The organism is Dyadobacter chenhuakuii (genome assembly GCF_023821985.2).
Lineage (GTDB): Bacteria > Bacteroidota > Bacteroidia > Cytophagales > Spirosomataceae > Dyadobacter > Dyadobacter chenhuakuii.
Window position 1 is genome coordinate 1158574 of record NZ_CP098805.1, and the last position, 25424, is coordinate 1183997.

Genomic DNA, 25424 nt, shown 5'->3' on the forward strand with positions numbered 1-25424 from the left:
CACTTTCTAAGGTTGAAGTTGCTTAGGCTAGGTCTCCCATAAGCGGATCGCTCGTGCTGATGCGGCCGGTTTCAACGTGGCCTGCAAGGCGCACCAGGAAATCGGGCTGGTCTTCCAGCGTGACGGAGAAGTCATACCATTGGAAGCTTTTATCCAGATTCAGGGCTAGAGTTTTTTCAAACATTCCTGCAAGGCCATCATTACTTAATGTTACAAGTTGATTATTAGCGCCATAAGCATTATCCTGTATCAGGAAAGCACTTTTCGCTGTTTGCTTATCGCCTTCCATTTTTAGCTCGATGCTGCCGGTTGGTTTGCCGTTTTTGTCCAGTTGATAGTTGAATCCAACTTTTACATTGCCTGCGGCCTTATTGCCCTGAAATTCCCGGAAAAAGCCGTTAGGGCCGTAAACGCGCAGGTGATATTTTCCACCCTCGAAATCCTCTGGTTTCCACGACCCGGTAAGCGCATCGCCGGCTTTTACTGCATAATTCCAGACCTTCACATCTTCATTTTTGTATTTTCCAGGCGCATAAATCATAAAAGGAGCGCCAGCAGCCTTGTCGCGGAATATGCCATTTTTGGCTTCGAGCTTGATCTCAAATGCATTTTTGGCAGAGTTGAAGTTACCATCAGCCGCCAGTTCATATGGAAGCGGGCAGGAGGGACGCGTTCCTTTTTCCTGTTTTGGCATCAGGGACGAGTTCAACGGGTTTTTGTTGATCTTCTCGATGTCTGCCCTGGACAATGCTTTGTAAGTGCTGGGCAGCTTTTTGAACTGTGCATTATAAATGCCCTCCATGAATTCGTTGCGGGCGAGGAATTTTGGCAAAGCAATTTTTTCACCCTCATAAGGCGAAAATGTTGAAGTCAGGTCGCCGCAAATCGTCCTCCGCCATGCGCTAATGTTGGTTTCTTCGATCTTCTTGCCGGACTTATGACTCGTGAATTTCTCCAAAAACTGCAAAATGGAAGTATGGTCAAAAACCTCTGAGCATACATTGCCCCCACGGTTCCAGGGTGAGGCCACGACCAGCGGAACCCGGAAGCCGAGTCCGATCGGACTCTCGCGGCATTCCTTCTTCTCTTTTTGGGTCATATCCTGCTCCATCGTCACAAATTCCGTTTTGCAATCGATGCCTTCGGAAACTGCGCCGGAATCTTCCTTATAAGGATTGGGAACCACGAAAGGCGGAACGTGATCGAAATAGCCGTCGTTTTCGTCGTAGCAAAGGATGAAAATGGTTTTTTTCCAAACTTCGGGATCAGCGGTCAGGATATCCATTACTTCCGAAACATACCAGGCTCCATACCAGGGGGAGGTGGGGTGGTCGGAGAAATTTTCGGGTGCCACGAGCCAGGAGACGGTTGGCAGTTTTCCGCTTTTTACATCGCTTCGAAACTGGTGCAGAATGTCGCCTTGCGGTGCCTTGGCTTCATGTTCAATGTCGCCGTCGTGATATTTTACAGTGGTTACCTTGCGATAATCTGGGTCATTCTTGTTGGTTGTAAAGGCTTTTTCGTGAATGTTCTTGGCGCGTTGCGAGAGCTTTTCATAGTTCTCAGGCGTCCACTTTTCAAGTTCTTCTTTTGCAAACGTGAGCTCCTTTTGCTTTGCAGTCAGGGACTTTTCAAGATCCGTCGCTGCTTTTGTTCCCTTTTCAGCTTTCGCCAGTTTCGCCTCCGTTTCTTTAATTTCGTTCGGAAGCGCAGCTAATCTTGCTTTTTGGTATTTCTGATAACCTTTGTGATAACGGATCTGATATTGGCTGAACCATTCAATCGGATTATCCGTAAAATTGGCCAGCCACGAATCTTCCTCGCCCGTCAGGCCTGTATCTATACTGAGTTCGTTCTGGTAAATGCGCCAGGAAACGCCATTGTCTTCGAGGCGTTCGGGAAATGTCATCCATGATGCTTCCTTATCATCCGTCACATTTTCATTTCTGACATTGGCATAATGTTCCGGCCCCGATTTCTCACGTACAGTCCCCGACCACAGATAAAGCCGGTTTGGCGTCGTGCCAGTAAGTGACGAACAGAAATTCTGGTCGCACACGGTGAAAGCATCCGCCAGTGCATAGTAAAATGGAATGTCTTCCCGGTTATAGAAACCTTGTGTCAACGGCATTTTGGCATAATCCTTATGGCCCGGCTGCTTCGCAATGAGCCATTTATCATATTTGCCATCATTGCGCGCGTCCACCTGGTTGGGCCAGGAATGGGGTAGGGAACCCATCCAGGTTGCATTCGATTCGCGCATGTTCAGCCGGAAGGGAACGTAAGTTTCGCCAAATGCATTGGTTTGCATCCAGACCAGATTTTTATTGGGAAGGGTGATTGCGCGGGGATCATTAAAGCCGCGAACACCTCGCAAAGACCCGTAACAATGGTCAAAAGAACGGTTTTCCTGCATCAGGATCACCACGTGTTCGGCGTCGAGGTAAGTGCTTCCTTTTTTGGGATCAATAGCGAGTGCCCTTTGTATGGAAGCCGGCAACACGCTGAACATGCCAGCTGCTCCGGTGAGCATGGTTGCCTTTTTTATAAATTCTCTTCTAGAGTCCATGGTGTTATCAGGAATAGGTTTTGGTAACGTTTTATATTACCGCTTATTTCTGCTAAAGTACCACCGATTTGGATTCGAAGAATTATTTTAATGTTAAGAGCGGACCGAAAGGGCAAAAAAAATCCCGCCGTTAAGGCGGGATGCTGTTTTATTTTACCTGATCAACGATCGCTTTGAATGCTTCCGGATGATTCATCGCCAAGTCAGCGAGAACTTTACGGTTCAGCTCGATGCCTGATGCACTTAGCTTGCCGATGAAAGCAGAATATGATAAACCGTGAAGACGTGCTCCCGCGTTGATACGCTGGATCCACAATGCACGGAAATTACGTTTCTTTTGCTTACGACCTTTGTATGCGTATGCCAAACCGCGCTCTACTGCGTTTTTAGCTACTGTCCATACATTTTTACGACGGCCGAAATAGCCTTTCGCAAGTTTTAATACTTTTTTTCGTCTTGCACGTGACGCAACGTGATTTACTGAACGTGGCATAATTTAACTGTTTTTGATGGTCGGCGCTCTGATGAGTCTTGAAATGCCTTCTATCGGGTTGAACAAAAAACCAGAATTGGTATTCTAATTAATGGCTGCGAATTATTTCGCGAGCATAGCCATCACCTGCTTAACATTAGACACATCGATCAGACCAGTTTTAACCAATCCACGCTTGCGCTTGTTTGATTTCTTTGTCAGGATGTGGCTGTGAAACGCGTGTTTGCGTTTGATTTTTCCAGTGCCGGTCAGCGCGAAACGCTTTTTAGCACCAGAGTTGCTTTTCATTTTAGGCATGATTCAAAAAATTATTAATTGATAAAATATAAAACAGCGCGCGAAATTAGCCAAAATGTTTCATAAATGAAAATCGTGTCCCTGACAAAGTCAGAGACACGATCCAGTCAAACATTATATATATCAGTAAATTCCTTCCGGGTTAACAAAACACCGGTTCGGTAACCGAATTTAAAAATCTATTTTTTAGCAGGAGCAGGTGCCAGAATGATGGTCATTCTCTTTCCTTCCAGTTTTGGCTCCATTTCAACCTTACCATATTCTGAAAGCGCTTCTGAGAATTTGTTCAACAGATTTACACCTCTCTCTTTAAATACAATGGTACGGCCAACGAAATGCACATAAGCCTTTACTTTCGAACCCTCTTTAAGGAAATTTATCGCATGCTTCAATTTAAAATCAAAATCGTGATCATCCGTATTAGGGCCGAAGCGGATCTCTTTGATGACAACTTTCATTGCCTTCGCCTTGATCTCTTTCTGCTTTTTCTTCTGCTCGTATTTAAACTTTGAATAGTCTACCACTTTGCAAACTGGCGGAACTGCCGTTGGCGCAATTTCAACTAAATCAAGGCTTTGCGCCTTTGCAAGAGCTCGGGCTGTATTGATATCAACTATACCTGGTTCAATATTTTCTCCAACCAGACGTACTTCTTTTGCTGTAATCCGTTCGTTTATTTTATAAGGTTCTTCGGGAACTCTTAACCGTCCACTCGGGGGTCTTAATGCCATATAACTTGGTTTGGTGTACTTTGGGTTTTGTTGGTAAAAGTCAAAAAAGTTAACACTGCTGTCACAAAAATAGTGCCTTAGTGCCGGAATAATAACAAAAAGTTAGAAAATCATCAAATTATGGCAGCCTCTTTCTTGAAAAAGCTTGCAAAATCCGCTATTGTCATGCTTCCCAGGTCGCCTTCGCCTTTTCTGCGGACTGACAATTTGCCCTCTGCTGCCTCTTTCTCGCCGACGATCAGCATAAAAGGAACCTTGGTAACTTCCGCATCCCGGATCTTGCGACCGATCTTCTCATCGCGGTGATCCACAAAACCGCGAATGTCGTGATCCTGCAACTGGAAGAAAACGTCTTCTGCATAATCCGCAAATTTCTCAGAGATCGGCAGAATAGCGATCTGATCCGGTGAAAGCCACAATGGGAACTGTCCGGCCGTGTTTTCGATCAGGATCGCAATGAAGCGCTCCATTGAACCGAACGGTGCACGGTGAATCATAACCGGCTGATGCTTCTGGTTATCAGAACCGGTGTATTCGAGGCCGAAACGTTTCGGCATCTGGTAATCTACCTGGATCGTTCCCAGCTGCCACTTTCTGCCCAATGCGTCACGCACCATGAAATCGAGTTTGGGGCCATAGAATGCTGCTTCGCCAAGTTCAGTTACGGTGCTTAACCCCCGTTCCTGAGCGGCTTCAATGATCGCATTTTCAGCTCTTTCCCAATCTTCGTCTTTTCCTATATATTTCACTTTATCGTTTGGGTCACGGAGCGAGATTTGCGCGCTGTAATCCTCGAAACCAAGTGATTTGAAAACATATAATACCAGATCAATTACGCGAACAAATTCTTCCTTCACCTGATCCGGGCGGCAGAAAATGTGTGCGTCGTCCTGTGTAAATCCGCGAACGCGTGTAAGTCCGTGTAATTCACCGCTTTGCTCGTATCTGTAAACCGTTCCAAACTCCGAGAACCGCAGTGGCAGGTCTTTGTAGGAGCGGGGAGAGGTTTTGTAGATTTCGCAGTGATGCGGGCAATTCATTGGTTTCAACAAATATTCCTCACCCACATTAGGTGTTTTAATCGGCTGGAAAGAATCCTTGCCATATTTGTCCCAGTGGCCGGAAGTAACGTAAAGTTCTTTGCTGCCAATGTTGGGCGTGATCACCGGCAGGTAACCCGCACGAGATTGCGCTTTGCTCAAAAACGACTGAAGACGCTCGCGAAGCATAGCGCCTTTGGGCAGCCACAACGGAAGTCCCTGACCAACCTTTTCGGAGAAAGCAAATAATTCAAGCTCTTTTCCCAGTTTTCTGTGATCACGTTTTTTTGCTTCCTCCATCAATGTTACATACTCTTCCAATTCTTTTTGCTTCGGAAAAGTAATCCCATAAATGCGGGTTAACATTTTGTTTTCCTGCTTGTTACGCCAGTAAGCACCAGCTATGTTGGTTAGCTTAACTGCTTTAATGAAGCCGGTGTTGGGAATGTGCGGCCCGCGGCAAAGATCGGTAAAGCCGCCTTGTTCGTATAATGTGATGGAACCATCTTCCAGGCCATCAATGAGTTCAAGTTTGTATTCGTCGCCTTTTTGGGTGAATAGTTCCAGAGCGTCCGCCTTGCTGATGGGCTTTCTGACATATTCATTTTTTTGACGCGCCAGTTCAAGCATCTTTGCTTCGATCTTTGGAAAATCATCCTGTGAGATCGATTTATCGCCCAGATCAACATCATAGTAAAAACCTTTTTCTATCGACGGCCCCGTCCCGAATTTTACACCCGGATACAATGCTTCCAATGCTTCCGCCAGCAAGTGGGCAGAAGAATGCCAGAATGTTGATTTACCGTCTTCGTCATTCCAGGTGAGCAATTTCACGAGGGAATCCTGCGTGATCTCACGCGTAGGGTCCCAAACCTCATTGTTCACTTTGGCTGCAATTACATTACGGGCCAAACCTTCACTGATACTGAGCGCAATGCCCATGGCAGTTATACCTTTTGGGTAAAACCGTTCACTTCCGTCGGGCAGGGTAATTTTTACTTGAGACGCGTCTTCCATTCAAAAATTTAATTCAATGACAATTAATCAAAGGCTTGTGAGGGCCACAAAGTACAAATCTATTCAATTTTAGCTTTTCGAGACGAGTCTACACGGATATTTGTAGTTCCTCTCGGCCTTATAACGTTAATTTTCACCCGGGATGTGTCCAGCAGCTTATAGCCGGAGCTGGCGCTTTCATTGGGATCATAAGTGGAGTAAATGTCTGTATTCTCCTCTCTTCTGATGCGCCAAAGGCCATTTCGGGCACTCTGGTCACCCGGGCTTAGCACGAGCGCTGTGGAATAATAGTCCACAGCTTTGGTATAATCGCCTGCTTTTTCATATGCGTAACCCAGCATATTATTGATATCCTTGGACTTAGGCTTTATTTTCAAAAGCTGCTCCAATGCCCGGATCGCCTTGTAATATTCTTTCAGTTGCGTTCCAACTGTCGCGACGCGCATCAGTGCCTCCTCATAGGTCGGTTTCAGTGCGACTGCCTTCTGGTAACTAAGTAATGCCGTATCAGGTCTCGCCAGGGCATTGAAAATTTCCCCCTGTTCAAAATAAAGGCTGGGCACATTAGGGAAACGCTTTATCGCCCTATCGTTTATGGTAAGCGCCTCAGCGGGATTTTTTAGTTTTCTTAAAATGATAATGCTCTGCTCATAAGCCCTGAAAAGCTTTGGATTCACATTCATGGCGTATTTGAAGCTGGAAAGACTGGCCAGCGAATCTCCCTGCCGCGCCTGCAACATGCCTTTGACATAATAGGCAGAGCCATCATAAGGAGCCATTTTCAATGCTTGGTTCAGATAATTAACCGCTTCCCGGAAACGTCCCTTGGCTTGCAGGACGTCTGCCAGCAACACATACAGCTCAGGACTGCTTTGCTGTAGCGCTTCCGCACGCTGTGCATCCTCTAAGGCCTTATCGATCTCACCCAGCTCCCGGTTGATTTTTCCGCGTAGCAAAAAATATTCACTCACATTTTCCTGCTCGTAAATAGATTCGTTAATGTCGTCAAGCGCTTCCGTATATTGTTCTCTTTCAAAATAGATGCGGGCCCGTTTGAAATAATTCTGATCCGTATCAATGCTGCGGTTAATGAGCTCGGTAAGAGAAAGTAAAGCGTCATTTTGCCATTGCTCATGTGATTTTTTCACTACGGGCGGAATGCGCGTGGAATTCCTGGCGTCGCTCTGGCAAGATTGAATAAGCCCGGCCAGCACAATGCAAAGCAACAGTAATATGCGTTCGAAAGTTTTAGACATTCTGGTCCGAGAATCTTGAAAATACGCCTAACGGAAGGTTTTTGCCAAAAGAATCCGGGATAAACAACTCGCCAAATTCATGGTGAATCTGCGTCCCGAAATGTGCTTTGATCAAATTCTCCACGATGAGCGCCGAGAAGCCCAAAGAATATAAATTGATAATAAAAAAGAAATTTTCCTTCTTTAAAAGTAATGCGCAAAGTTTCAGGATCTCATTCAGACTTTCTTCCAAAAGCCATTTCTCGCCATCCGGACCGCGACCGTAGGCGGGCGGATCCAGAATAATGCCATTGTATTGATTGCCTCTGCGCACTTCTCTCTGCACAAATTTCAATGCGTCTTCCACAACCCAGCGAATGTTATCCAATCCGCTCAGATCCATGTTTTCCCGCGACCAGCTGATCACCTGTTTTACCGAATCCACGTGGGTAACATCCGCGCCGGAAGCTTTTGCTGCAAGTGAGGCAATGCCTGTATAAGCAAACAGATTAAGGACAGAAGGCTTCGTTTCCGGGATCTGTTTCAGCTTTTTGGCAATGTAGTCCCAGTTTGTCGCCTGCTCAGGAAACACGCCGACATGCTTAAAAGAGGATAATGCCAATTTCGAGCGCAGATGCAGTTCTTTGGTCCGATATTGAAAAACCCACTTGTCCGGCATGCCGTCCTTCGCAATCCACTGACCTTTTTCCTGCGAATTTTTATCCCTTTTGAAAACCGCATTCGAACGCTTTTCCCATTCAGCCTCAGAAAGGGTTTTATCCCAAATCGCCTGTGGCTCAGGGCGCGATAAAATGTATGGACCAAACCGTTCAAGCTTTTCAAAGCCGCCGGTATCAATCAATTCGTAATCTGTATGTTGCTCCGGAGATAATAGAATCATGAAAATATAAATTTTTAAAAAATTTCCGTTGGCTTAAGCCTACGGGAATGGGCAATGGGGCAATGGTTTTAATATGCGATTTTGTTTAAATAAAATACATTGCGTCTTCCTCTGGACTGTGGATCGCCGGCTGCATTGATAATGCGCTGCTCGCCCCATGCCAGATAGAAGTTTTCATACCAGTAATCAATGTCGTCGGTGCTGGTTTTTCTTACTTTATCACCTTCGACATTGGTCTCGTTCGGGATCACGCGATCGCCGTCCACCACCTGGTTCCCTTTGATGATCTTGCTCCGGATGGCGCCATTATGGCTATAGACCAGGCGGGAGTTACCATTGGTAAAAGTCTGCACCTTGATCTTTTCGCGCAGCTCCATGCTTTTCACATTATCAAAATTAATGCTGTTATCCCAAAGCAATTTTCCGTTTTCATCCACATCGGCCACTACTGCATGCGTGTAAGTGAAGCCATCGAAAACCTGCTGGTTATACCCACCGCGTCCGCCGTACATCGGGTTCCATAAGTAAGGATTATAAAGGCCCATTCCAAAGGGATAACCCATCATGCTGCCATAACCCAGGCCGCCCATCATCATGGGGTTCTGGTAACGGTATTCAGGATAAAAAACCTCTGCTACCAACAGGAAATTGTCGTTTTTCGGAACAATGTCATGAACTAGTAATCGGTAATTCAGTTTCAGATCGTCGCCGCTTTCTTTCTTCTTGCGGATGCGTTTTTCCATCTTTTCCTGCTGCCGCTCGTTCATGAAATTGAAGAAATTCTTAAACTCGGTAAAGCTGTGGTAACGCGTGAAAACGGGCTCATCCCCCACGATCTTGCTGATATAAAGTCCTTGCGAAGCCGCATTGGACGTGCTTTGCATGTTCCGGTAACCATATGTGCCGATTACGACCCTTACAGAGTCGTTGAGCACTTGTAACCTGCCGCTCAGCAACGAATAATCATCCTCGGGATCCACCGAAACCTGCGCATAAAGCTCACCGGTTTCTTCATACGAACGAGCCACAATGCGGGTCTGTCTGCCTTTTTTTACTGCGAAACAAACATTCACCAAATGATGCGCCGTGTCCACTTCAACGGTCTGAATGGCATTAGAGCCTTTGATAGCCGATGGCAAAACCTTCGTTTGGGATGTCCTGAGCTGTGTTAGAATTAATACAGGCTCATTGCGAACCATTCCGGCCATGAAGACGGAGTAACCCAATGTTTTGAAATCAGTGATCTCGAAACGATCGAGTGTGTTGATCGTAAATGTTTCCACAAAGCCCGGCCCGACATTCACTTTCACGATCTGATATAAGGGACTGCGGTATTTACTGAAAAGCAAAAACACAGCCTGGCCATCGTAGGAGGAGGTGATATAGTCCAGATTGGATTCAATAGGCCCGTCAATCGACCAAACGCGTTCCAGGTTTGTATCAAATTTCTGAACATTGAATGTGCCTTTCTCCGGTTTGGAAATGAGCAAGACGCCTTGCGCGCCGAGCGGCACCGTCTGGTAAGCCATATTACCTGATAAAGGCAACTCTATCCTCTTAACACCTTGTGCAGCAGCAAATAATGACGCTGTAACAAGGCTAAAAAGCAACAAGATCTGACGAAGTGCAGAAATGGAATTAAGATTCATGTGCCAATGCAACAATAATGTCGAATTCTTCACGCTTAACCGGCACTACCGAAAGTCTGGACAAGCGCACCAGTTCCATATTTTTGAGAATATCATGCTTCTTGATCTGTTCGAGCGTGACCGTTTTGGGAAAATGCTCCACCGGGACCACGTTAACAACCACCCAGTCACCCGTATCGATCGTTGGATCGGGATAATGTTCTTTTGAAACTTTGGCCAGACCCACAACCTCCTTACCAATGTTGCTATGATAAAAAAGCACCAGATCGCCTTTCTTCATGGCCATCAGGTTGTTACGTGCGGCAAAATTCCGGACACCGTCCCACATGCCTTCCTTTTCTGCTACAAGATGGTCCCAGGAATATTTATTCGGTTCACTTTTTACAAGCCAATGGTTCATGGATTTCAGTTAGGTTTTAAACAAATTTGTTGGTTTCAGAGATGGATCTTGCGATCAGGGAAATTTCGGGTATTTGCTGAAATCGGGCTTTCTTTTTTCGAGAAACGATTTCTGGCCTTCTTTTGCTTCCTCGCTCAGATAATAAAGCAATGTTGCATTGCCAGCCAATTCCTGAATTCCGGCTTGTCCATCCAGTTCCGCATTGAACGAGCTTTTCAGCATCCGGATAGACAATGGACTTTTTTCCTGGATTTTCTTACACCATTCAACCGTTGTCGTTTCCAGGTCTTCCAAAGGAACAACTTTATTTACCAAACCCATTTGCAATGCTTCCTGCGCATCATATTGATCGCATAGGAACCAGATTTCGCGCGCTTTTTTCTGTCCCACAACCCGTGCAAGATAAGACGCGCCAAAGCCGCCGTCGAAACTCCCAACCTTTGGTCCTGTTTGTCCGAAACGCGCATTTTCAGCCGCAATCGAAAGGTCGCAGATCACGTGCAGCACGTGTCCGCCGCCTATGGCCCAACCTGCCACCATGGCGATAACTGCCTTAGGAATAGACCGGATCATGCGTTGCAGATCCAGCACATTCAAACGCGGCACATGGTCATCGCCAATGTAACCGCCGTGGCCGCGAACGGACTGATCGCCGCCGGAACAGAATGCTTTTCCGCCTTCGCCGGTTAGAATAATGACGTCGATACGCGTGTCTTCGCGGCAAATGTGCATCGCGTCGATCATTTCGGTAACGGTGAGCGGCGTGAATGCGTTGTGTTTATGCGGGCGATTTATGCTTATTTTTGCAATGCCTTCGTGAAGCGTAAAAAGGATTTCCTCGTATTCTTTAATGGTTTCCCACTGGATTGAGCTTGACATAAATTCGGAATGTAAATGAATAATCTGGCGTTAAAAAGTTAACTATAACGGCCGTTAACTCGTTCGCAACAATCTGCGAAATTACAGATTGTTTGGGTTTCCTTCAAAAACAAATGAATAACTTTCCAATGCCCTGGAACACAAGTATAAGCGCAATTGCAACACAGGAAAGGCCGGAGCATTTTTACTTTGCCGAGGCATATGATTTCATGCAATCCTGGTTGAACGGCCAGCATACATTCACATTACAGACTTCCGGATCGACCGGGGCGCCCAAACCGATCCAAATTCACCGGAGCCAGTTGATCGCAAGTGCACAAATGACGGGCAAGGCGCTGGGCCTTCGTTCAGGAACGCGCGCGCTTGTTTGTCTGAATGTACATTATATAGCGGGCCTGATGATGCTTGTCCGCGGGATGGAGCTCGATTGGGAAATGACGGTCATTGAGCCTTCCGCCAATCCTTTGCTGGACGTTAACAGGCTTGATACATTCGATTTCACTGCTTTGGTGCCGTTGCAACTGGGCACTATACTCGAAAATTCAAAGACAGAAAATCAGGTGAACAGATTAGGAACAGTGCTTTTGGGCGGAGCGCCGGTCAATGTTTCGCTGCAAAGAAAAATTGAATCATTGAGCGTTCCGGTTTACCAAAGTTACGGGATGACCGAAACGGTTTCGCACATTGCGTTGCGCAGGTTGAACGGAGGAAATTTTTCAGAAGATTACCAATTCCTGCCCAACATTGTTTTTGGCACAGACGATCGCGGCTGCCTGCACATTTCCGGACCGGTTACGAATGGTGAAGTTGTCCAAACTAATGATCTGGTTGAGATTGCCGGAAATACATTCAAATGGATCGGAAGGGCTGATAATGTGATCAATTCGGGAGGCGTTAAGATCGTTCTTGACAAAGTGGACGCGACCGTAGGCAAAGTGTTTTTTGATTTAAAGATCGGGAATGCATTTTTTAACTGGTTCGTTTCGGATGAAAAACTGGGGCAGAAACTGATCCTGGTCGTCGAAGGAACCGGGAACACTTTTCAGGCAAAGGACATGATTGAAGAAATTAGAAAAAGCCTTTCCGCCTATGAAACGCCGAAACATGTTTACTTTGTGCAGCATTTTAATAAAACAACCACGGACAAGGTCGACAAGCGGCGCACGGTCCAACAACTTTTAGCATCTCAAAATGGATAAGAATATTCAGATCCCCGGTTACTACATCATTCGTTTTCAAACAGCCTCCGTCGTTCCGGCCCCTTATTCGCATTTTTATACATTAAAACTCGATATCGCTGCGAAGGACCGGCTTACGGTTGATTTTGACATTAAATATCTGGATCGCGATGAGCTGGATGAGGACGATTTGCTGGACGAAGGTTTTTCACCGGATGATGATTACGCCTGGAAAGGCAATGTTCCCGCGATCTGGATCGCGCAGTTTCAGGACATTATGACTTCTTCCAAAATCATCAGAAAGAGAGAGGAAAGTGAATTTGAGGATTTTGTAGAAATTGAGCTCGACGAGAATGGTAAAATGGTTACTATTTATCCGGTCGATAAGGAACGCTGGTCGTACTTCTTACAGGAGTTTATGCAGGCAGTTTTTGAAGCGGGCGGGAGAGAGATGCCATTTGAGCTAACTTACCTCGAAATTGACGGCGATAACCAGAAGCAGCTGGACCTGCGCGCATCATTTGCAGAAAAATCGTTCACATTGGTAAAGGATAAAGCGCCGGCCCGGAAACTGGAATGGTCGCAGTTGCAAAAGGTTATGGACACGGTTTATAAGGCCGAGTTCGTTCCTGATAATGCTTCGGACAAAAAGCCTTCAAAAAAGGGAAAATACATTACTGCCGGAGACGGACTTTGGTATCAAATGGGCGTTGCGATCCTGGAAACAACCTCAAAAAGCCGGGATTTGGACAAAATTGAGGCTTTGTTTAATTCTTTATCCAAGTAATTGCTGTTCAAATTATTAAGATCTGTACTGGTTCAGTTCCTGCTGCAATTCATCTACCAGCAGGCTGACCCTTTCCAGTGAAGGCTGCGGTGTAGGCAGTTGCAAACTTACAAATGCCTTCACTTCCCAAACTTCCTGCACATCCTGCAAAGGAACTTCTAATTCTTCAAACTCGGCCATATCGGACGTCAGAAGCAACATTCCCGAAGTTTTTACCTGATTAAATGCAGTCCTGTAAACGAATCCGTGGCCACGCAGGACAAAGATGTATTGCATACCATCCTTAATATCATACCAGTTCCTCACGAATGTTCCCACCAGGATAGAACCTGGATAGGCAAAGTCTGCACCGCTTTCAAAGGCCCGGTAATAACCCATAGGCAGGTTAGGAAGCTGAAAAACGGGAAGTTGGTTCAGGTAGCCCGGATTTTGAAAGTTAGCAAGATATTCCTGCTGTAAATTTTTTGCAACCCATTGAATGGTAGGATAGTTAACTACTTTTTCTTCAACTGGTGCATTAAACTGGCTGCCCTGGAATTGGTTGTTAAAAACAGGCAGTTGTGAATCAGGAAGAGCGCTAGCTGCCGGGTTTTGTATAGCTGGCTGGTTCTGTGGCTCGCCATTTACAGGCTTGAAATTGACCTGCTTGGAAACCATTCGGATCTCCGGTTCAGGCTGCTGATATTTTTCAATGATTTTTGACAAAGGCTGCGGTTCCGAAAAAGCCGGAATGCGGATCTGCGAAGGAACAGGCGCATTGCCCGAATGCGAAACCGTCATAGGCCGACCGGCATTCATGGGCAAGGACATATCCGGCGTTTCCCTTAATTTCCTGAGGTCATTTTTGAGCAGGTTATCCACTGTGATGCCAAACGCCGCCGCCATATTTTTCAAATTGGTCAGGTTTGGATTGGCACGGGCCTCTTCGTAAGCGCCAAGCAGAGAGCGTTTTATCGCGATCTTTCTTGCAAATTGCTCCTGAGTCAGGCCATTAAGCCTCCTGAGATATTTTATATTATTGCTGACGATGCTCATGATGAATGCCTTTCAGGTTATTGGTAAATTTCCTTCTTAGCAGCTTTGAAAGTGTTGGTTAGCAACCCACAAATGGTCATCAGGCCAACGCCTCCCGGAACGGGCGTAATGTAGCTCGTTTTCGGCGCTACGTCACTGAAGTTAACGTCACCCTTGATCGCAAAACCGCTTTTCTTGGTCTCGTCCACAACTCTCGTGATGCCCACGTCAATCACTACTGCTCCTTCTTTAACGTAATCAGCGGTCACAAATTCTGGTCGGCCCAGGGCAACGATCAAAATATCTGCGGTTTGGCAGATTTCTTTCAGATTCTGTGTTTTTGAATGTGTAATGGTTACCGTGCAATTGCCCGGATATTCATTACGCTGCATTAATATGCTCATCGGCAAGCCCACGATCTGGCTGCGGCCGATCACTACGCAATGTTTTCCGCTGGTTTCGATCTTGGCGCGAATCAGCATTTCTAATATCCCGAACGGAGTTGCCGAAATGTAAGCAGGCAAGCCTTTGCACATTTTGCCCACGTTCACCGGATGAAAACCATCCACGTCCTTAGCCGGACTAACGGCTTCCATAATGGTGTTTTCAGAAATATGTTTGGGTAGGGGAAGCTGCACAATGAATCCGTCCACGTCCGGATCGTTATTTAATCCTTCCACTGCGTCCAGAAGTTCTTTTTCGCTTATTTCAGGCCCGAATCTCAGTAATGTTGATGTGAAACCAATTTCTTCACAGCTTCTGATCTTGGATGCTACGTAGGTTTCGCTTGCGCCATTGGCACCAACGAGTATGGCAGCCAAATGCGGCTTTTTGCCACCACCGGCCACCCACGCTTCCACTTCGTTTTTTATTTCAAACTTAATTTGGGATGAAATCGCTTTCCCGTCTAGTAACTGCATTATTGACTGATAATATTTTTGATAAGAATTTCCATTCCCGTAGTCGCCTTTTCCTGAATGAATGTCATGTTGGGTTTGAGACTGATATCGGGTTTTGCAGGATCGATAATATAAATAGGCTTGTCCGCGCCGACGTAATGCACGAGTCCTGCTGCCGGATAAACTGCCAGCGACGTGCCGACAACCACAAAGATGTCAGCCTGTTCCGTAACATCCATCGCGATTTCCATCATCGGAACTTCCTCGCCGAACCACACAATGTGCGGCCTCAGCTGGCTCCCAAGTTCACAGAGATCTCCCGTTTTTAGCTCCCAGGATGACATTTCATAAACCAGGTCAGGGTTCTTCGTGCTTCTGGATTTGAAAAGCTCGCCATGCAAATGGATTATGTTTGAAGAACCGGCGATCTCGTGCAGGTTATCGACGTTTTGGGTAATGATGGTTACGTCAAAATCCTTTTCCAACTCCACGAGCGCATAATGGGCAGCATTGGGCTTCACGTCCGCAGCCTGCTTTCTGCGCTGGTTGTAAAAGTCCAGCACAAGTTCCTGGTTACGCTGCCAGGCTTCCGGGGTGGCCACATCCTCAATGCGGAAGTTGTCCCACAATCCACCATTGTCGCGGAATGTGCTGATCCCGCTTTCGGCACTGATGCCCGCTCCGGACAGCACTACAAGTTTTTTCATGATCTTTATTTTCTAGTGTGTAACTGATTTATTATTAGCTCTTTTTCGCTGCTTTGGGTGCTGCCGGCTTCTTAGCCGCCGGTTTCGCTGCTGCTTTTTTCGCCGCTGGCTTTTTGGCTGCCGGTTTTTTCTCCGCCACCTTTTTCTCTGCCGGTGCTTTTACAACAGCCGCCTTAGCCACCGGTTTCTTGCCAAATCTTCCCGCAGGCTTATCCGGTGTCTCTGCTGCCAGCTTCACTACTTCTTCGTAGGTAAGCGATGCCGGTTCTGTTCCTTTCGGAATCTTAACATTCTTCTTTCCAAAAGCAATGTAAGGTCCGTATTTACCATTCAGCACTTTCGCGTCCGGATCTTCGGCGAACTCTTTAATGGTCCTGTTGCTGTCCTGTAAGCGTTTTTCAGTGATAATTTCGATCAGTCTGTCTTCTGTGACAGCCATTGGATCGTCTGTTCTTGCCAGAGAATAATATTTGCCGTCATGCTTTACATATGGGCCGAATTTTCCGATGTTGACGATCAATTCTTTCTCCTCGTACAAACCTACTTCGCGTGGCAGTTTAAATAATTCAAAAGCTTCTTCCAGCGTAATGTTCTCCATCAGCTGACCTTTCATCAAGCTCGCAAATTTTGGTTTTTCCTCATCTTCCGCATCACCGATCTGCACATAAGGGCCGTATTTACCGATTCTTACGGATACTTTTTTGCCCGTTGCAGGATCTTCGCCCAGATCGCGCGACGTGAGGCTGCGGTCGATGGCTTCTTCGTTTGCCTCGGTTACTTTCTTCTGAAATGGCGTGTAAAAGTTCTTGATCATCTGGCGCCATTCGAGCTGGCCTTCGGCAATGTGGTCAAAATCCTTCTCAACATTAGCCGTAAAAGAGTAATCAATAATGTCATTAAAATGACTTACCAGAAAGTCATTCACGACCATTCCGGTGCTGGTAGGAAAGAGTTTTGCCTTTTCCGAGCCGTAAATTTCTTTATTGACCTTGCTGTTGATCTGGTTATTAGCCAGCGTCAGTTCTTTAAAATCACGTTCTGTTCCCTGGCGGTCTTCTTTTACAATGTATTCGCGCCTTAATATGGTAGAAATTGTAGGTGCGTATGTGGATGGACGTCCGATGCCCATTTCTTCCAGCTTTTTAACCAAACTTGCTTCCGTATAGCGGGGCGGGTTTCTTGTGAAGCGTTCCGTCGCTTTCATGTCTGCCAGGTTCAGGATCTGGTTAATGTTCAGCGGAGGCAGCATTCCTTTCTGCTCTTCATCGCCTTCATCGTCGCTGGATTCCATATATACTTTCAGGAAACCTTCGAATTTGATCACCTCGCCTTGTGCAACGAGTTCTTCGGAAGTAGTTGAAATAGAAATGGTTGCCGTTGTGCGTTCCAGTTGCGCATCCGACATTTGTGATGCGATGGCACGTTTCCAGATCAGCTCATACAAGCGCTGCTCATTGCGGTCGCTGCTGCCATTTAATGTAGAAAAATCAGTTGGCCTGATGGCTTCGTGAGCTTCTTGCGCCGACTCGTTTTTGGTCTTGAATATCCTTTTATTATAATAATCCTGTCCGTATTCCTTCGTAATCTGCACCCTGGCTTTTTCCAATGCTTCCTCCGACAAATTCGTGGAGTCCGTTCTCATGTAGGAGATTTTACCAGCTTCGTAAAGCCGTTGTGCAACGGTCATGGTTTGCGCTACGGAAAAGCTCAGCTTACGGGATGCTTCCTGTTGTAATGTAGAAGTTGTGAATGGCGGTGCTGGTGTTTTTTTGGCTGGTTTAACTTCAAGGCTTTTGATGGAGAACTGTGCGCCGATGCATTTTTCGAGAAATTTCATCGCATCTTCTTCCTGGGGAAAGTTCTTCGCCAATTCTGCATTCAGGACTTTGCCATTTCCAAGATCAAAATGCGCAGTCACTTTGAAGCTGCTTTTGCTTCTGAACGCATCGATTTCCCTTTCCCTTTCAACAATAATACGGACCGCAACAGATTGCACACGTCCGGCCGAAAGGTTTGATTTACCAATTCTTATTTTTTTCCAGAGCACCGGGGAAAGCTCATAACCTACGAGCCTGTCCAGGATCCGGCGTGCCTGCTGCGCGTCCACCAGATCTACATCTATTATACGCGGTTTGGAAATCGCATTTTGTAAAGCAGTTTTCGTAATCTCCCTGAACACAATTCTTTTAGTGTCGTCGGGTAACCCCAAGGCTTCTTTCAAGTGCCACGAAATCGCCTCTCCTTCGCGGTCATCATCCGTTGCGAGCCATACTTCTGCGCCCTTGGCGAGTTTTTTAAGCTCGGATATCACCTTTACTTTATCAGCGGAAATTTCATAAGAAGGTTGGAAACCATGCTCAACATCCACACCCATATCATGCTCCGGAAGGTCACGAACGTGCCCGAAACTTGACTTGACGGTGAAATCTGCTCCTAAATAACTTTCAATGGTTTTGGCCTTCGCCGGTGACTCAACGATCACCAGATTTTTTGACATAACTTTGGATTTAAGGGATCTTGTAGCACTTTGAATGTCCAAATATAGGGTACAATCCTGCAAAAAATCAAAGCGCTGCTGAAAAGGTAATCTAAAATCGCCGATAATGCGGCAGTCCCTGTTGGGCGTATTTGAAATAATTTCCCAAATATCCCGGCTGTAAGAACAAAAACTTTAAGGGCGAGGTTATTTAAATGCGTCCTTAGTATATAATGATGCTAAATAGTAGTGAAAAGCGGCAGGCAAGCCTCAGCTTATGCCGTAAATTCGTACTTTCGCGTGTTTTAATGATCAAAAATCTTCCACCTAATTGAGGCGTATATTGTATTTTTCACTATGAACATTTATAAGGATTACATCAAGGAAATTGAAGAAAGAGCAGCCCAGGGACTTCATCCTAAGCCAATAGACGGCGCCGAGTTGCTGGGAGAAATTATCGCACAGATAAAGGATACGGAAAACGAGTATCGCGAAGATTCTCTCAAGTTTTTTATCTACAACACATTACCAGGAACAACAAGCGCTGCCGGTGCGAAAGCCAGGTTCCTCAAAGAAATCATTCTTGGCGAATCCATCGTTTCAGAAATATCACCCGCTTTTGCATTTGAACTGCTGTCGCACATGAAGGGCGGTCCTTCCATTGGCGTATTGCTGGATCTTGCATTGGGCGAAAATTATTCGATTGCTAAACAAGCGGCTGCGGTGCTTAAAACGCAGGTTTACTTATATGATGCAGACACAGACCGTCTGAAAGAAGCATTTAAAAGCGGCAACGAAATCGCCCGGGAAATCCTTGAAAGTTATGCCCGCGGGGACTTCTTCACATTGCTGCCTGAAATACCGGAAGAAATTAAGATCGTAACATTCATTGCCGGAGAGGGGGATATCTCAACCGATTTACTCTCTCCGGGTAATCAGGCGCACTCGCGCTCTGACCGCGAATTGCATGGTCAATGTATGATCACAACGACTGCCCAGAAGCAAATCAAAGCATTACAGGAAGAGCATCCTGACAAAAGCGTGATGTTGATTGCTGAGAAAGGCACGATGGGCGTGGGCTCTTCGCGCATGTCCGGTGTGAATAATGTGGCGCTTTGGACCGGCAAGCAGGCGAGTCCGTATATCCCTTACGTTAACATTGCGCCTATTGTGGGCGGAACCAATGGCATTTCTCCCATTTTCCTAACCACTGTTGATGTTACAGGGGGAATTGGAATAGATTTGAAAAACTGGGTTAAGAAAGTGGACGAGAACGGAAACGTTGTTCGTAACGAAAGCGGAGATCCTGTTTTGGAAGAGGTTTATTCAGTTGCTACGGGCACTGTTTTGACCATTAATACAAAAACAAAAAAACTGTACAACGGCGACAAGGAACTGATTGACATTTCCAAAGCGCTTACGCCACAGAAAAAGGAATTTATCAGAGCAGGCGGCTCCTATGCCATTGTTTTTGGTAAAAAAATACAAACGGTCGCGGCAAAGATCTTAGGCATCGAACCTACGCTTGTTTTCGCACCTTCCAAAGAAATTTCAAATGAAGGCCAGGGCCTTACTGCGGTTGAAAAGATCTTCAACAGAAATGCAGTTGGGACAACGCCGGGTAAAGTTTTGCACGCCGGTTCTGATGTTCGTGTTGAGGTTAACATTGTCGGTTCGCAAGATACGACGGGTTTAATGACCGCTCAGGAACTGGAATCAATGGCTGCGACAACCATTTCGCCGATTGTGGACGGGGCTTATCAATCTGGTTGCCACACCGCATCGGTTTGGGATAAAAAAGCGCAGGCTAACATTCCGAAACTGATGAAGTTTATGAATGATTTCGGCCTCATCACAGCGCGTGACCCGAAGGGCGAATATCACTCGATGACCGATGTGATCCACAAAGTCCTTAACGACATTACTATTGACGAATGGGCAATCATCATCGGTGGCGACTCACATACAAGAATGTCCAAAGGCGTTGCTTTTGGTGCTGACTCGGGAACTGTTGCCATTGCACTTGCAACCGGTGAAGTTTCCATGCCAATTCCCGAATCCGTTAAGGTAACATTTAAAGGTGACATGAAAGGGCACATGGATTTCCGTGATGTCGTTCACGCCACACAGGCGCAAATGTTGCAGCAATTTGGCGGCGAAAACGTTTTCCAGGGCCGCATCATTGAAGTGCATCTGGGAACATTACCCGCCGACCAGGCATTTACATTTACCGACTGGACTGCGGAAATGAAGGCGAAAGCTTCCATTTGTATTTCAGAAGATGACACGTTGATCGAATCCCTGGAAATTGCTAAAAACAGGATCCAGATTATGATTGATAAGGGCATGGAGAACCACAAGCAGGTTCTTCAGGGACTGATCAACAAAGCAGATAAGCGCATTGCTGAAATCAAATCCGGTGAAAAACCTGCTTTGGTTCCTGATGCAAATGCTAAATATTATGCAGAAGTTGTCATTGATCTCGACGCGATCGTTGAACCGATGATTGCCGATCCGGATGTAAATAATAAAGAGGTTTCAAAGCGTTACACCCACGATACAATCCGTCCGCTTTCTTTTTATGGAGAGGACAAAAAAGTTGATCTTGGTTTCGTAGGCTCTTGTATGGTTCATAAAGGGGATTTGAAAATCGTTTCTCAAATGCTCCGTAATCTGGAAGAACAAAAAGGCAAAGTTGAATTCTTCGCTCCGCTGGTTGTGGCCGCGCCGACTTACAATATTATAGAAGAGCTGAAAAAAGAAGGTGACTGGGATGTTTTGCAAAAATACTCAGGCTTTGAATTCGACGATAACGCTCCGAAAGTAGCGGCGCGTACGGAATATGAAAACATGATGTATCTGGAACGTCCGGGCTGCAACCTTTGCATGGGTAACCAGGAAAAAGCCGCCAAAGGCGATACAGTTCTGGCTACTTCTACCCGTCTTTTCCAGGGAAGGGTTGTTGAAGATTCGGATCGTAAAAAAGGAGAGTCATTGCTGGCATCTACGCCGGTGGTCGTTTTGTCCGCAATCCTCGGACGCATTCCGAACATTGAGGAATACAAAGCGGCAGTGGTTGGCATTGACCTGACGAAGTTTGCACCGCCAGTTAAACAATTGGCGAGATAATCGATACTGGCACAGTTGTTGACGCGTGTGAATGTATTAGCATAAATAATAATTACTATGGCTTTTGACTTAGACATGATTAAGGGCGTTTATGCCCGTATGCAGGAAAGGGTGGAAGCTGCTCGTAAGATAGAGGGGCGGCCTTTAACGCTTGCAGAAAAGATTTTATATTCCCATTTGTGGGAAGGAACCCCTAAACAGGTTTACGAGCGCGGCAAGTCCTACGTGGATTTTGCTCCCGACCGTGTTGCTATGCAGGATGCCACCGCCCAAATGGCGCTGTTGCAGTTCATGCAGGCTGGACGGCCGCAGGTTGCAGTTCCTTCAACCGTGCATTGTGATCACTTGATCCAGGCAGAGGTTGGGGCGACGCAGGATTTGAAAAATGCGGTTGACAAAAACAAAGAAGTTTATGACTTCCTTTCTTCGGTTTCCAATAAATACGGCTTAGGCTTCTGGCGCGCAGGCGCTGGTATCATTCACCAGGTTGTGCTTGAAAACTATGCATTTCCGGGGGGTATGATGATCGGGACGGACTCACACACGCCTAATGCAGGTGGTTTGGGTATGATCGCGATAGGTGTCGGCGGCGCGGATGCCAGTGACGTCATGTCCGGTTTGGCTTGGGAGCTTAAAATGCCTCGTTTGATCGGTGTTAAACTAACTGGTAAGCTAAGCGGATGGACTGCTGCGAAAGACGTTATTCTTTGGGTTGCAGGCCAGCTGACTGTAAAAGGCGGAACCGGCTACATTGTCGAGTATTTCGGTGATGGTGCAGAAAGCATTTCAGCCACAGGTAAGGCGACGATCTGTAATATGGGAGCTGAAATCGGTGCTACTACATCGATTTTCGCATATGATGAAAGAAGCGCTGCTTATCTGAGAGCAACCGAAAGGGCTGAAATTGCAGATGCAGCGGACAACATTAAGTCATATCTGCGCTCTGATGACGAGGTTTATGCAGATCCTGCGACCTATTATGATCAGTTGATCGAACTGGACCTTTCTACACTGGAACCGCACGTAAACGGACCATTTACACCGGATTTGGCCTGGCCTTTGTCTAAATTCGCCACTGCGGTGAAAGAAAATGGCTGGCCTGAAGTGCTTTCGGTTGGGTTGATCGGATCCTGTACAAATTCAAGTTATGAAGATGTTAGCCGTGCAGCGTCTTTGGCGCAGCAGGCTGTGGATAAGAAACTGACTGTAAGCTCGGAATATACCATTACGCCAGGTTCGGAACTCGTTCGCTATACGGTGGAACGAGATGGTTACCTCGATACATTTGCCAAAATCGGCGGTGTTGTGCTGGCTAATGCTTGCGGACCTTGTATTGGTCAGTGGGCGCGTCATGGGGCTGAAAAAGGAGAGAAAAACTCCATTATCACTTCCTTCAACCGTAATTTCTCGAAACGTGCGGATGGTAACCCCAACACGCACTCATTCGTAGCTTCGCCTGAGATCGTAACTGCACTGGCCATCGCCGGTAGACTTACTTTTGATCCGAGAACAGACAAGCTGGTTAACTCGGAAGGTGTTGAAGTAATGCTGGACGAGCCAACCGGTTTAGAGCAGCCGATAAGAGGGTATGCCGTAGAAGACGCCGGTTACCAAGCTCCTGCGGAAGATCCAAGTCAGGTTCAGGTTTTGGTAAGTCCAACTTCTGACCGCTTGCAATTGCTGGAACCGTTTGCTGAGTGGGAGGGGACAGATCTAAGAGGTTTGAAACTCCTTATCAAGGCAAAAGGAAAATGTACGACAGACCATATTTCAATGGCTGGCCCATGGTTGAAATACCGTGGTCACCTCGATAATATTTCCAATAACATGCTGATTGGTGCGGTAAATTATTACAATGAAAAAACCAACACCATCAAAAATCAGCTTACCCACGAATATTCGGAAGTCCCCGCTGTGCAGCGTGATTACAAAGCGCACGGAATCGGAACGATCGTTGTAGGTGATGAAAACTATGGAGAAGGTTCATCCCGCGAACACGCAGCGATGGAACCCCGTTTCCTTGGCGTCCGGGCTATTTTGACAAAATCATTTGCCCGTATCCACGAAACGAACCTGAAAAAGCAGGGAATGCTCGCATTAACCTTTGCTAATACAGGTGATTATGATAAAATCCAGGAAGACGATACGATTGACATTGTCGGACTGCAAACTTTTGCAGAAGGTCAGCCGCTAACCATCGTTTTGCACCATGCAGATGGCACAAGCGAAGAGTTTCCGGTAAACCACACTTACAATGAGCAGCAGATCGAATGGTTCAAAGCAGGTTCTGCATTGAACATTATTCGCAAATCAGTTGCGGCTGCGTAATCTTGTTGACATTGATGTATAAACGCAAAAAAGGCTTCCATACGGAGGCCTTTTTGCATAAAGAGAAATCACCAAAAGAATACAGAACTAAAATACATTATCGGTTACCTCCTACGGCGGCCGTCGCTGACGAATATATAAATCCCGGAGGGATATAATATCGGTAGCAAAGAAGATTGGGTTAATGTATAAATCCCGGAGGGATGCAACAATGTGCAAATCATTGCATCCCTCCGGGATTTATACATTCGTCAGCGACGGCCGCCGCAGGCGGTTACCGATATTTTATCCCTCTGGGATTTGACGCTGCCCGACCTTTTGCTACCGATATTATATCCCTATGGGATTCGACGCTCCCCGACCTTTTTGCTACAGATATTTTATCCCTCCGGGATTTTGACATTTACCTTAATATCCTGGCTTTTTGCCTGGTGTAGGATTGCATGAAAAAGATGAACATGCCCATCATGATCGACACGTCGGCCATGTTAAAAATGCCGGTTTGGAAGAAGCCAAGGTTAATGTGCAGAAAATCGGTTACCGAACCGTGCATGAGCCTGTCATAAATATTTCCTATGCCGCCGCCAATGGCAAAGCTCAGCGCCAGCGCGCTCATAAGCGTGAGGTTTCTTTTCAACAATATGTAGGCAACGCCAAAAAAGAGCACGATTAGCGGAATAACCGAGAGTAAGATGACCTTCATCGTGTGCGGAAGCCCCGCGCCAATGCTTAGGAAAGCACCGGTGTTTTCGACGTAGGTGATCGTCACAATGTCTTCCACAACGCTTATCGTTTGATAAAAACCGACATTTTTACGCACGACATTCTTTGAAATCTGGTCGCAGCCGAAGTTGGAGATAAGGATTAAAAAAATAGCTATATTCCTGATCAGCCGGTCCGATTTTATATCAAACATTTATTTCGAGAACGATTTAATAGATGCAACTTTCACTTCCTTAAACTCAACTTCCGATCCTTCCGACTGCAAAGCAATCTGTCCTTTCTGTGCAGTCGCATTATAACCGTAGTTAACCATCACGCCATTCAGCCACACCTTGATCGAATTTTTTACACATTCGATCGTCATGGAGTTCCATTCACCCAGCGGCTTTTCCGTGCCGTCCGTCAGGTTGGGGACTCTTCTTAGTTTATCGCCGTTGACGCCCCATTTTTCTTTGGGGCCCCGCCTTTTCTCCATATCAGGCACCGTAATATCTTCCTGAATACACCAGAAATCACCGGCATTCTGATTCATCAGCTGCACCTCGATGGATTTTGGAAACATTTCATAAAGCGCCCTGGGCGTAGAAACGAAAACAAGCGCGCCGCAATTGCCCGGCTTACCAGCAAAGCGATATTGAAATGTGAAACGAAAATTCTCATACTGATCATCCGTAATCAAATGTCCTCCCGGCGTTCCAAGGCTTACCAACAGACCATTACGCACAAGGAACGGTGTTTTCAGCGCAGGATTTTTATCCATATCGGGCACGTCAATGTGCCAGCCTTTTAAGTCCTTGCCGTTGAAAAGTGTTTTTGTCTGGCTCTGTGATTGGTGGGAAACGCTAAGAAAGAAAAGGATGCAGAAGGGCAAAAGTATTTGTTTCATCAATGAGCTTATTTCAGGTTCGGATATCATTTAGAACGGAAAAATTAAGCAATTATCCGCTCAGTGCAATCACCGCCGTATTAAAT

General features: G+C 46.2%; 20 protein-coding genes. 4 read left to right on the forward strand and 16 right to left on the reverse strand.

Annotated elements, in window-relative coordinates; all coding sequences use genetic code 11:
* Positions 1 to 22: 22 nt before the first annotated feature.
* The 10 genes from NFI80_RS04800 to menB form a co-directional block, all read right to left on the reverse strand.
* Entirely contained in the window at positions 23 to 2569 is a 2547-nt protein-coding gene (locus tag NFI80_RS04800) for a phosphocholine-specific phospholipase C (protein ID WP_235164708.1), read from the reverse strand.
* Positions 2570 to 2717: 148 nt separating this feature from the next.
* A complete protein-coding gene (gene rplT / locus NFI80_RS04805; RefSeq protein ID WP_026631508.1) occupies positions 2718 to 3062 on the reverse strand; it encodes a 50S ribosomal protein L20 in 345 nt (114 codons plus the stop codon).
* Between the two features lie 102 nt (positions 3063 to 3164).
* Complete coding sequence (gene rpmI / locus NFI80_RS04810) at positions 3165 to 3359, reverse strand: 50S ribosomal protein L35 (RefSeq protein WP_026631509.1); 195 nt, start codon at positions 3357 to 3359, stop codon at positions 3165 to 3167.
* A gap of 179 nt (positions 3360 to 3538) precedes the next feature.
* Complete coding sequence (gene infC, locus NFI80_RS04815; RefSeq protein WP_051350250.1) at positions 3539 to 4090, reverse strand: translation initiation factor IF-3; 552 nt, start codon at positions 4088 to 4090, stop codon at positions 3539 to 3541.
* A gap of 113 nt (positions 4091 to 4203) precedes the next feature.
* Complete coding sequence (gene thrS, locus NFI80_RS04820; protein WP_235160692.1) at positions 4204 to 6147, reverse strand: threonine--tRNA ligase; 1944 nt, start codon at positions 6145 to 6147, stop codon at positions 4204 to 4206.
* A 59-nt stretch (positions 6148 to 6206) separates the two neighbouring features.
* Positions 6207 to 7403 (reverse strand): tetratricopeptide repeat protein, encoded by a 1197-nt coding sequence (locus tag NFI80_RS04825; protein ID WP_235164707.1) that lies wholly within the window; start codon positions 7401 to 7403, stop codon positions 6207 to 6209.
* The gene (locus NFI80_RS04830) at positions 7396 to 8283 is read right to left on the reverse strand and encodes a class I SAM-dependent methyltransferase (protein ID WP_026631512.1); all 888 of its coding nucleotides are present in this window, start codon (positions 8281 to 8283) and stop codon (positions 7396 to 7398) included. Before NFI80_RS04830 ends, NFI80_RS04825 begins: the two co-directional genes overlap by 8 nt.
* A 68-nt stretch (positions 8284 to 8351) precedes the next feature.
* Positions 8352 to 9932, reverse strand: coding sequence for a hypothetical protein (locus tag NFI80_RS04835; RefSeq protein ID WP_235164706.1), 1581 nt, complete (start codon positions 9930 to 9932; stop codon positions 8352 to 8354).
* Positions 9922 to 10332: an EVE domain-containing protein gene (locus NFI80_RS04840; protein ID WP_026631514.1), complete on the reverse strand. Its 411-nt coding sequence runs from the start codon at positions 10330 to 10332 to the stop codon at positions 9922 to 9924. Before NFI80_RS04840 ends, NFI80_RS04835 begins: the two co-directional genes overlap by 11 nt.
* A gap of 54 nt (positions 10333 to 10386) precedes the next feature.
* Positions 10387 to 11211 (reverse strand): 1,4-dihydroxy-2-naphthoyl-CoA synthase, encoded by an 825-nt coding sequence (gene menB / locus NFI80_RS04845; RefSeq protein ID WP_082216399.1) that lies wholly within the window; start codon positions 11209 to 11211, stop codon positions 10387 to 10389.
* Between the two features lie 113 nt (positions 11212 to 11324).
* Between menB and NFI80_RS04850 the strand changes: the two genes are divergently transcribed.
* Together NFI80_RS04850 and NFI80_RS04855 are read left to right on the forward strand one after the other, a co-directional pair.
* Positions 11325 to 12410 (forward strand): AMP-binding protein, encoded by a 1086-nt coding sequence (locus tag NFI80_RS04850; RefSeq protein ID WP_235164705.1) that lies wholly within the window; start codon positions 11325 to 11327, stop codon positions 12408 to 12410.
* Positions 12403 to 13176 (forward strand): hypothetical protein, encoded by a 774-nt coding sequence (locus NFI80_RS04855; RefSeq protein WP_235164704.1) that lies wholly within the window; start codon positions 12403 to 12405, stop codon positions 13174 to 13176. The genes NFI80_RS04850 and NFI80_RS04855 overlap by 8 nt, the downstream gene beginning before the upstream one ends.
* 15 nt (positions 13177 to 13191) lie before the next feature.
* On the opposite strand, the gene NFI80_RS04860 is transcribed toward NFI80_RS04855, so the two are convergent.
* The 4 genes from NFI80_RS04860 to topA are packed head-to-tail and all read right to left on the reverse strand — an operon-like array spanning position 13192 to position 18293.
* Positions 13192 to 14211, reverse strand: coding sequence for a helix-turn-helix transcriptional regulator (locus NFI80_RS04860; RefSeq protein WP_235164703.1), 1020 nt, complete (start codon positions 14209 to 14211; stop codon positions 13192 to 13194).
* Between the two features lie 17 nt (positions 14212 to 14228).
* Positions 14229 to 15110, reverse strand: a complete 882-nt coding sequence (locus NFI80_RS04865; protein ID WP_235164702.1) for a bifunctional 5,10-methylenetetrahydrofolate dehydrogenase/5,10-methenyltetrahydrofolate cyclohydrolase — start codon at positions 15108 to 15110, stop codon at positions 14229 to 14231.
* Complete coding sequence (locus NFI80_RS04870; protein ID WP_235164701.1) at positions 15110 to 15796, reverse strand: SIR2 family NAD-dependent protein deacylase; 687 nt, start codon at positions 15794 to 15796, stop codon at positions 15110 to 15112. Before NFI80_RS04870 ends, NFI80_RS04865 begins: the two co-directional genes overlap by 1 nt.
* A 34-nt stretch (positions 15797 to 15830) precedes the next feature.
* Positions 15831 to 18293, reverse strand: a complete 2463-nt coding sequence (gene topA / locus NFI80_RS04875) for a type I DNA topoisomerase (RefSeq protein WP_235164700.1) — start codon at positions 18291 to 18293, stop codon at positions 15831 to 15833.
* Between the two features lie 336 nt (positions 18294 to 18629).
* Here topA and NFI80_RS04880 point away from each other — a divergent pair, with 336 nt between their 5' ends.
* Positions 18630 to 21401 (forward strand): bifunctional aconitate hydratase 2/2-methylisocitrate dehydratase, encoded by a 2772-nt coding sequence (locus NFI80_RS04880; RefSeq protein WP_235164699.1) that lies wholly within the window; start codon positions 18630 to 18632, stop codon positions 21399 to 21401.
* A gap of 57 nt (positions 21402 to 21458) precedes the next feature.
* Positions 21459 to 23729 carry an aconitate hydratase gene (locus NFI80_RS04885; RefSeq protein WP_235164698.1) on the forward strand — a complete coding sequence of 757 codons (2271 nt, stop codon included), beginning with the start codon at positions 21459 to 21461 and terminating at the stop codon, positions 23727 to 23729.
* Between the two features lie 403 nt (positions 23730 to 24132).
* Here NFI80_RS04885 and lspA read toward each other — a convergent pair whose 3' ends face one another.
* Both lspA and NFI80_RS04895 read right to left on the reverse strand, forming a co-directional pair.
* Positions 24133 to 24645, reverse strand: a complete 513-nt coding sequence (gene lspA, locus NFI80_RS04890; protein ID WP_235164697.1) for a signal peptidase II — start codon at positions 24643 to 24645, stop codon at positions 24133 to 24135.
* On the reverse strand, positions 24646 to 25338 hold the full coding sequence (locus tag NFI80_RS04895) for a 3-keto-disaccharide hydrolase (protein WP_233798041.1): 693 nt from the start codon (positions 25336 to 25338) through the stop codon (positions 24646 to 24648). It abuts the gene before it with no gap.
* Between the last annotated feature and the right edge of the window lie 86 nt (positions 25339 to 25424).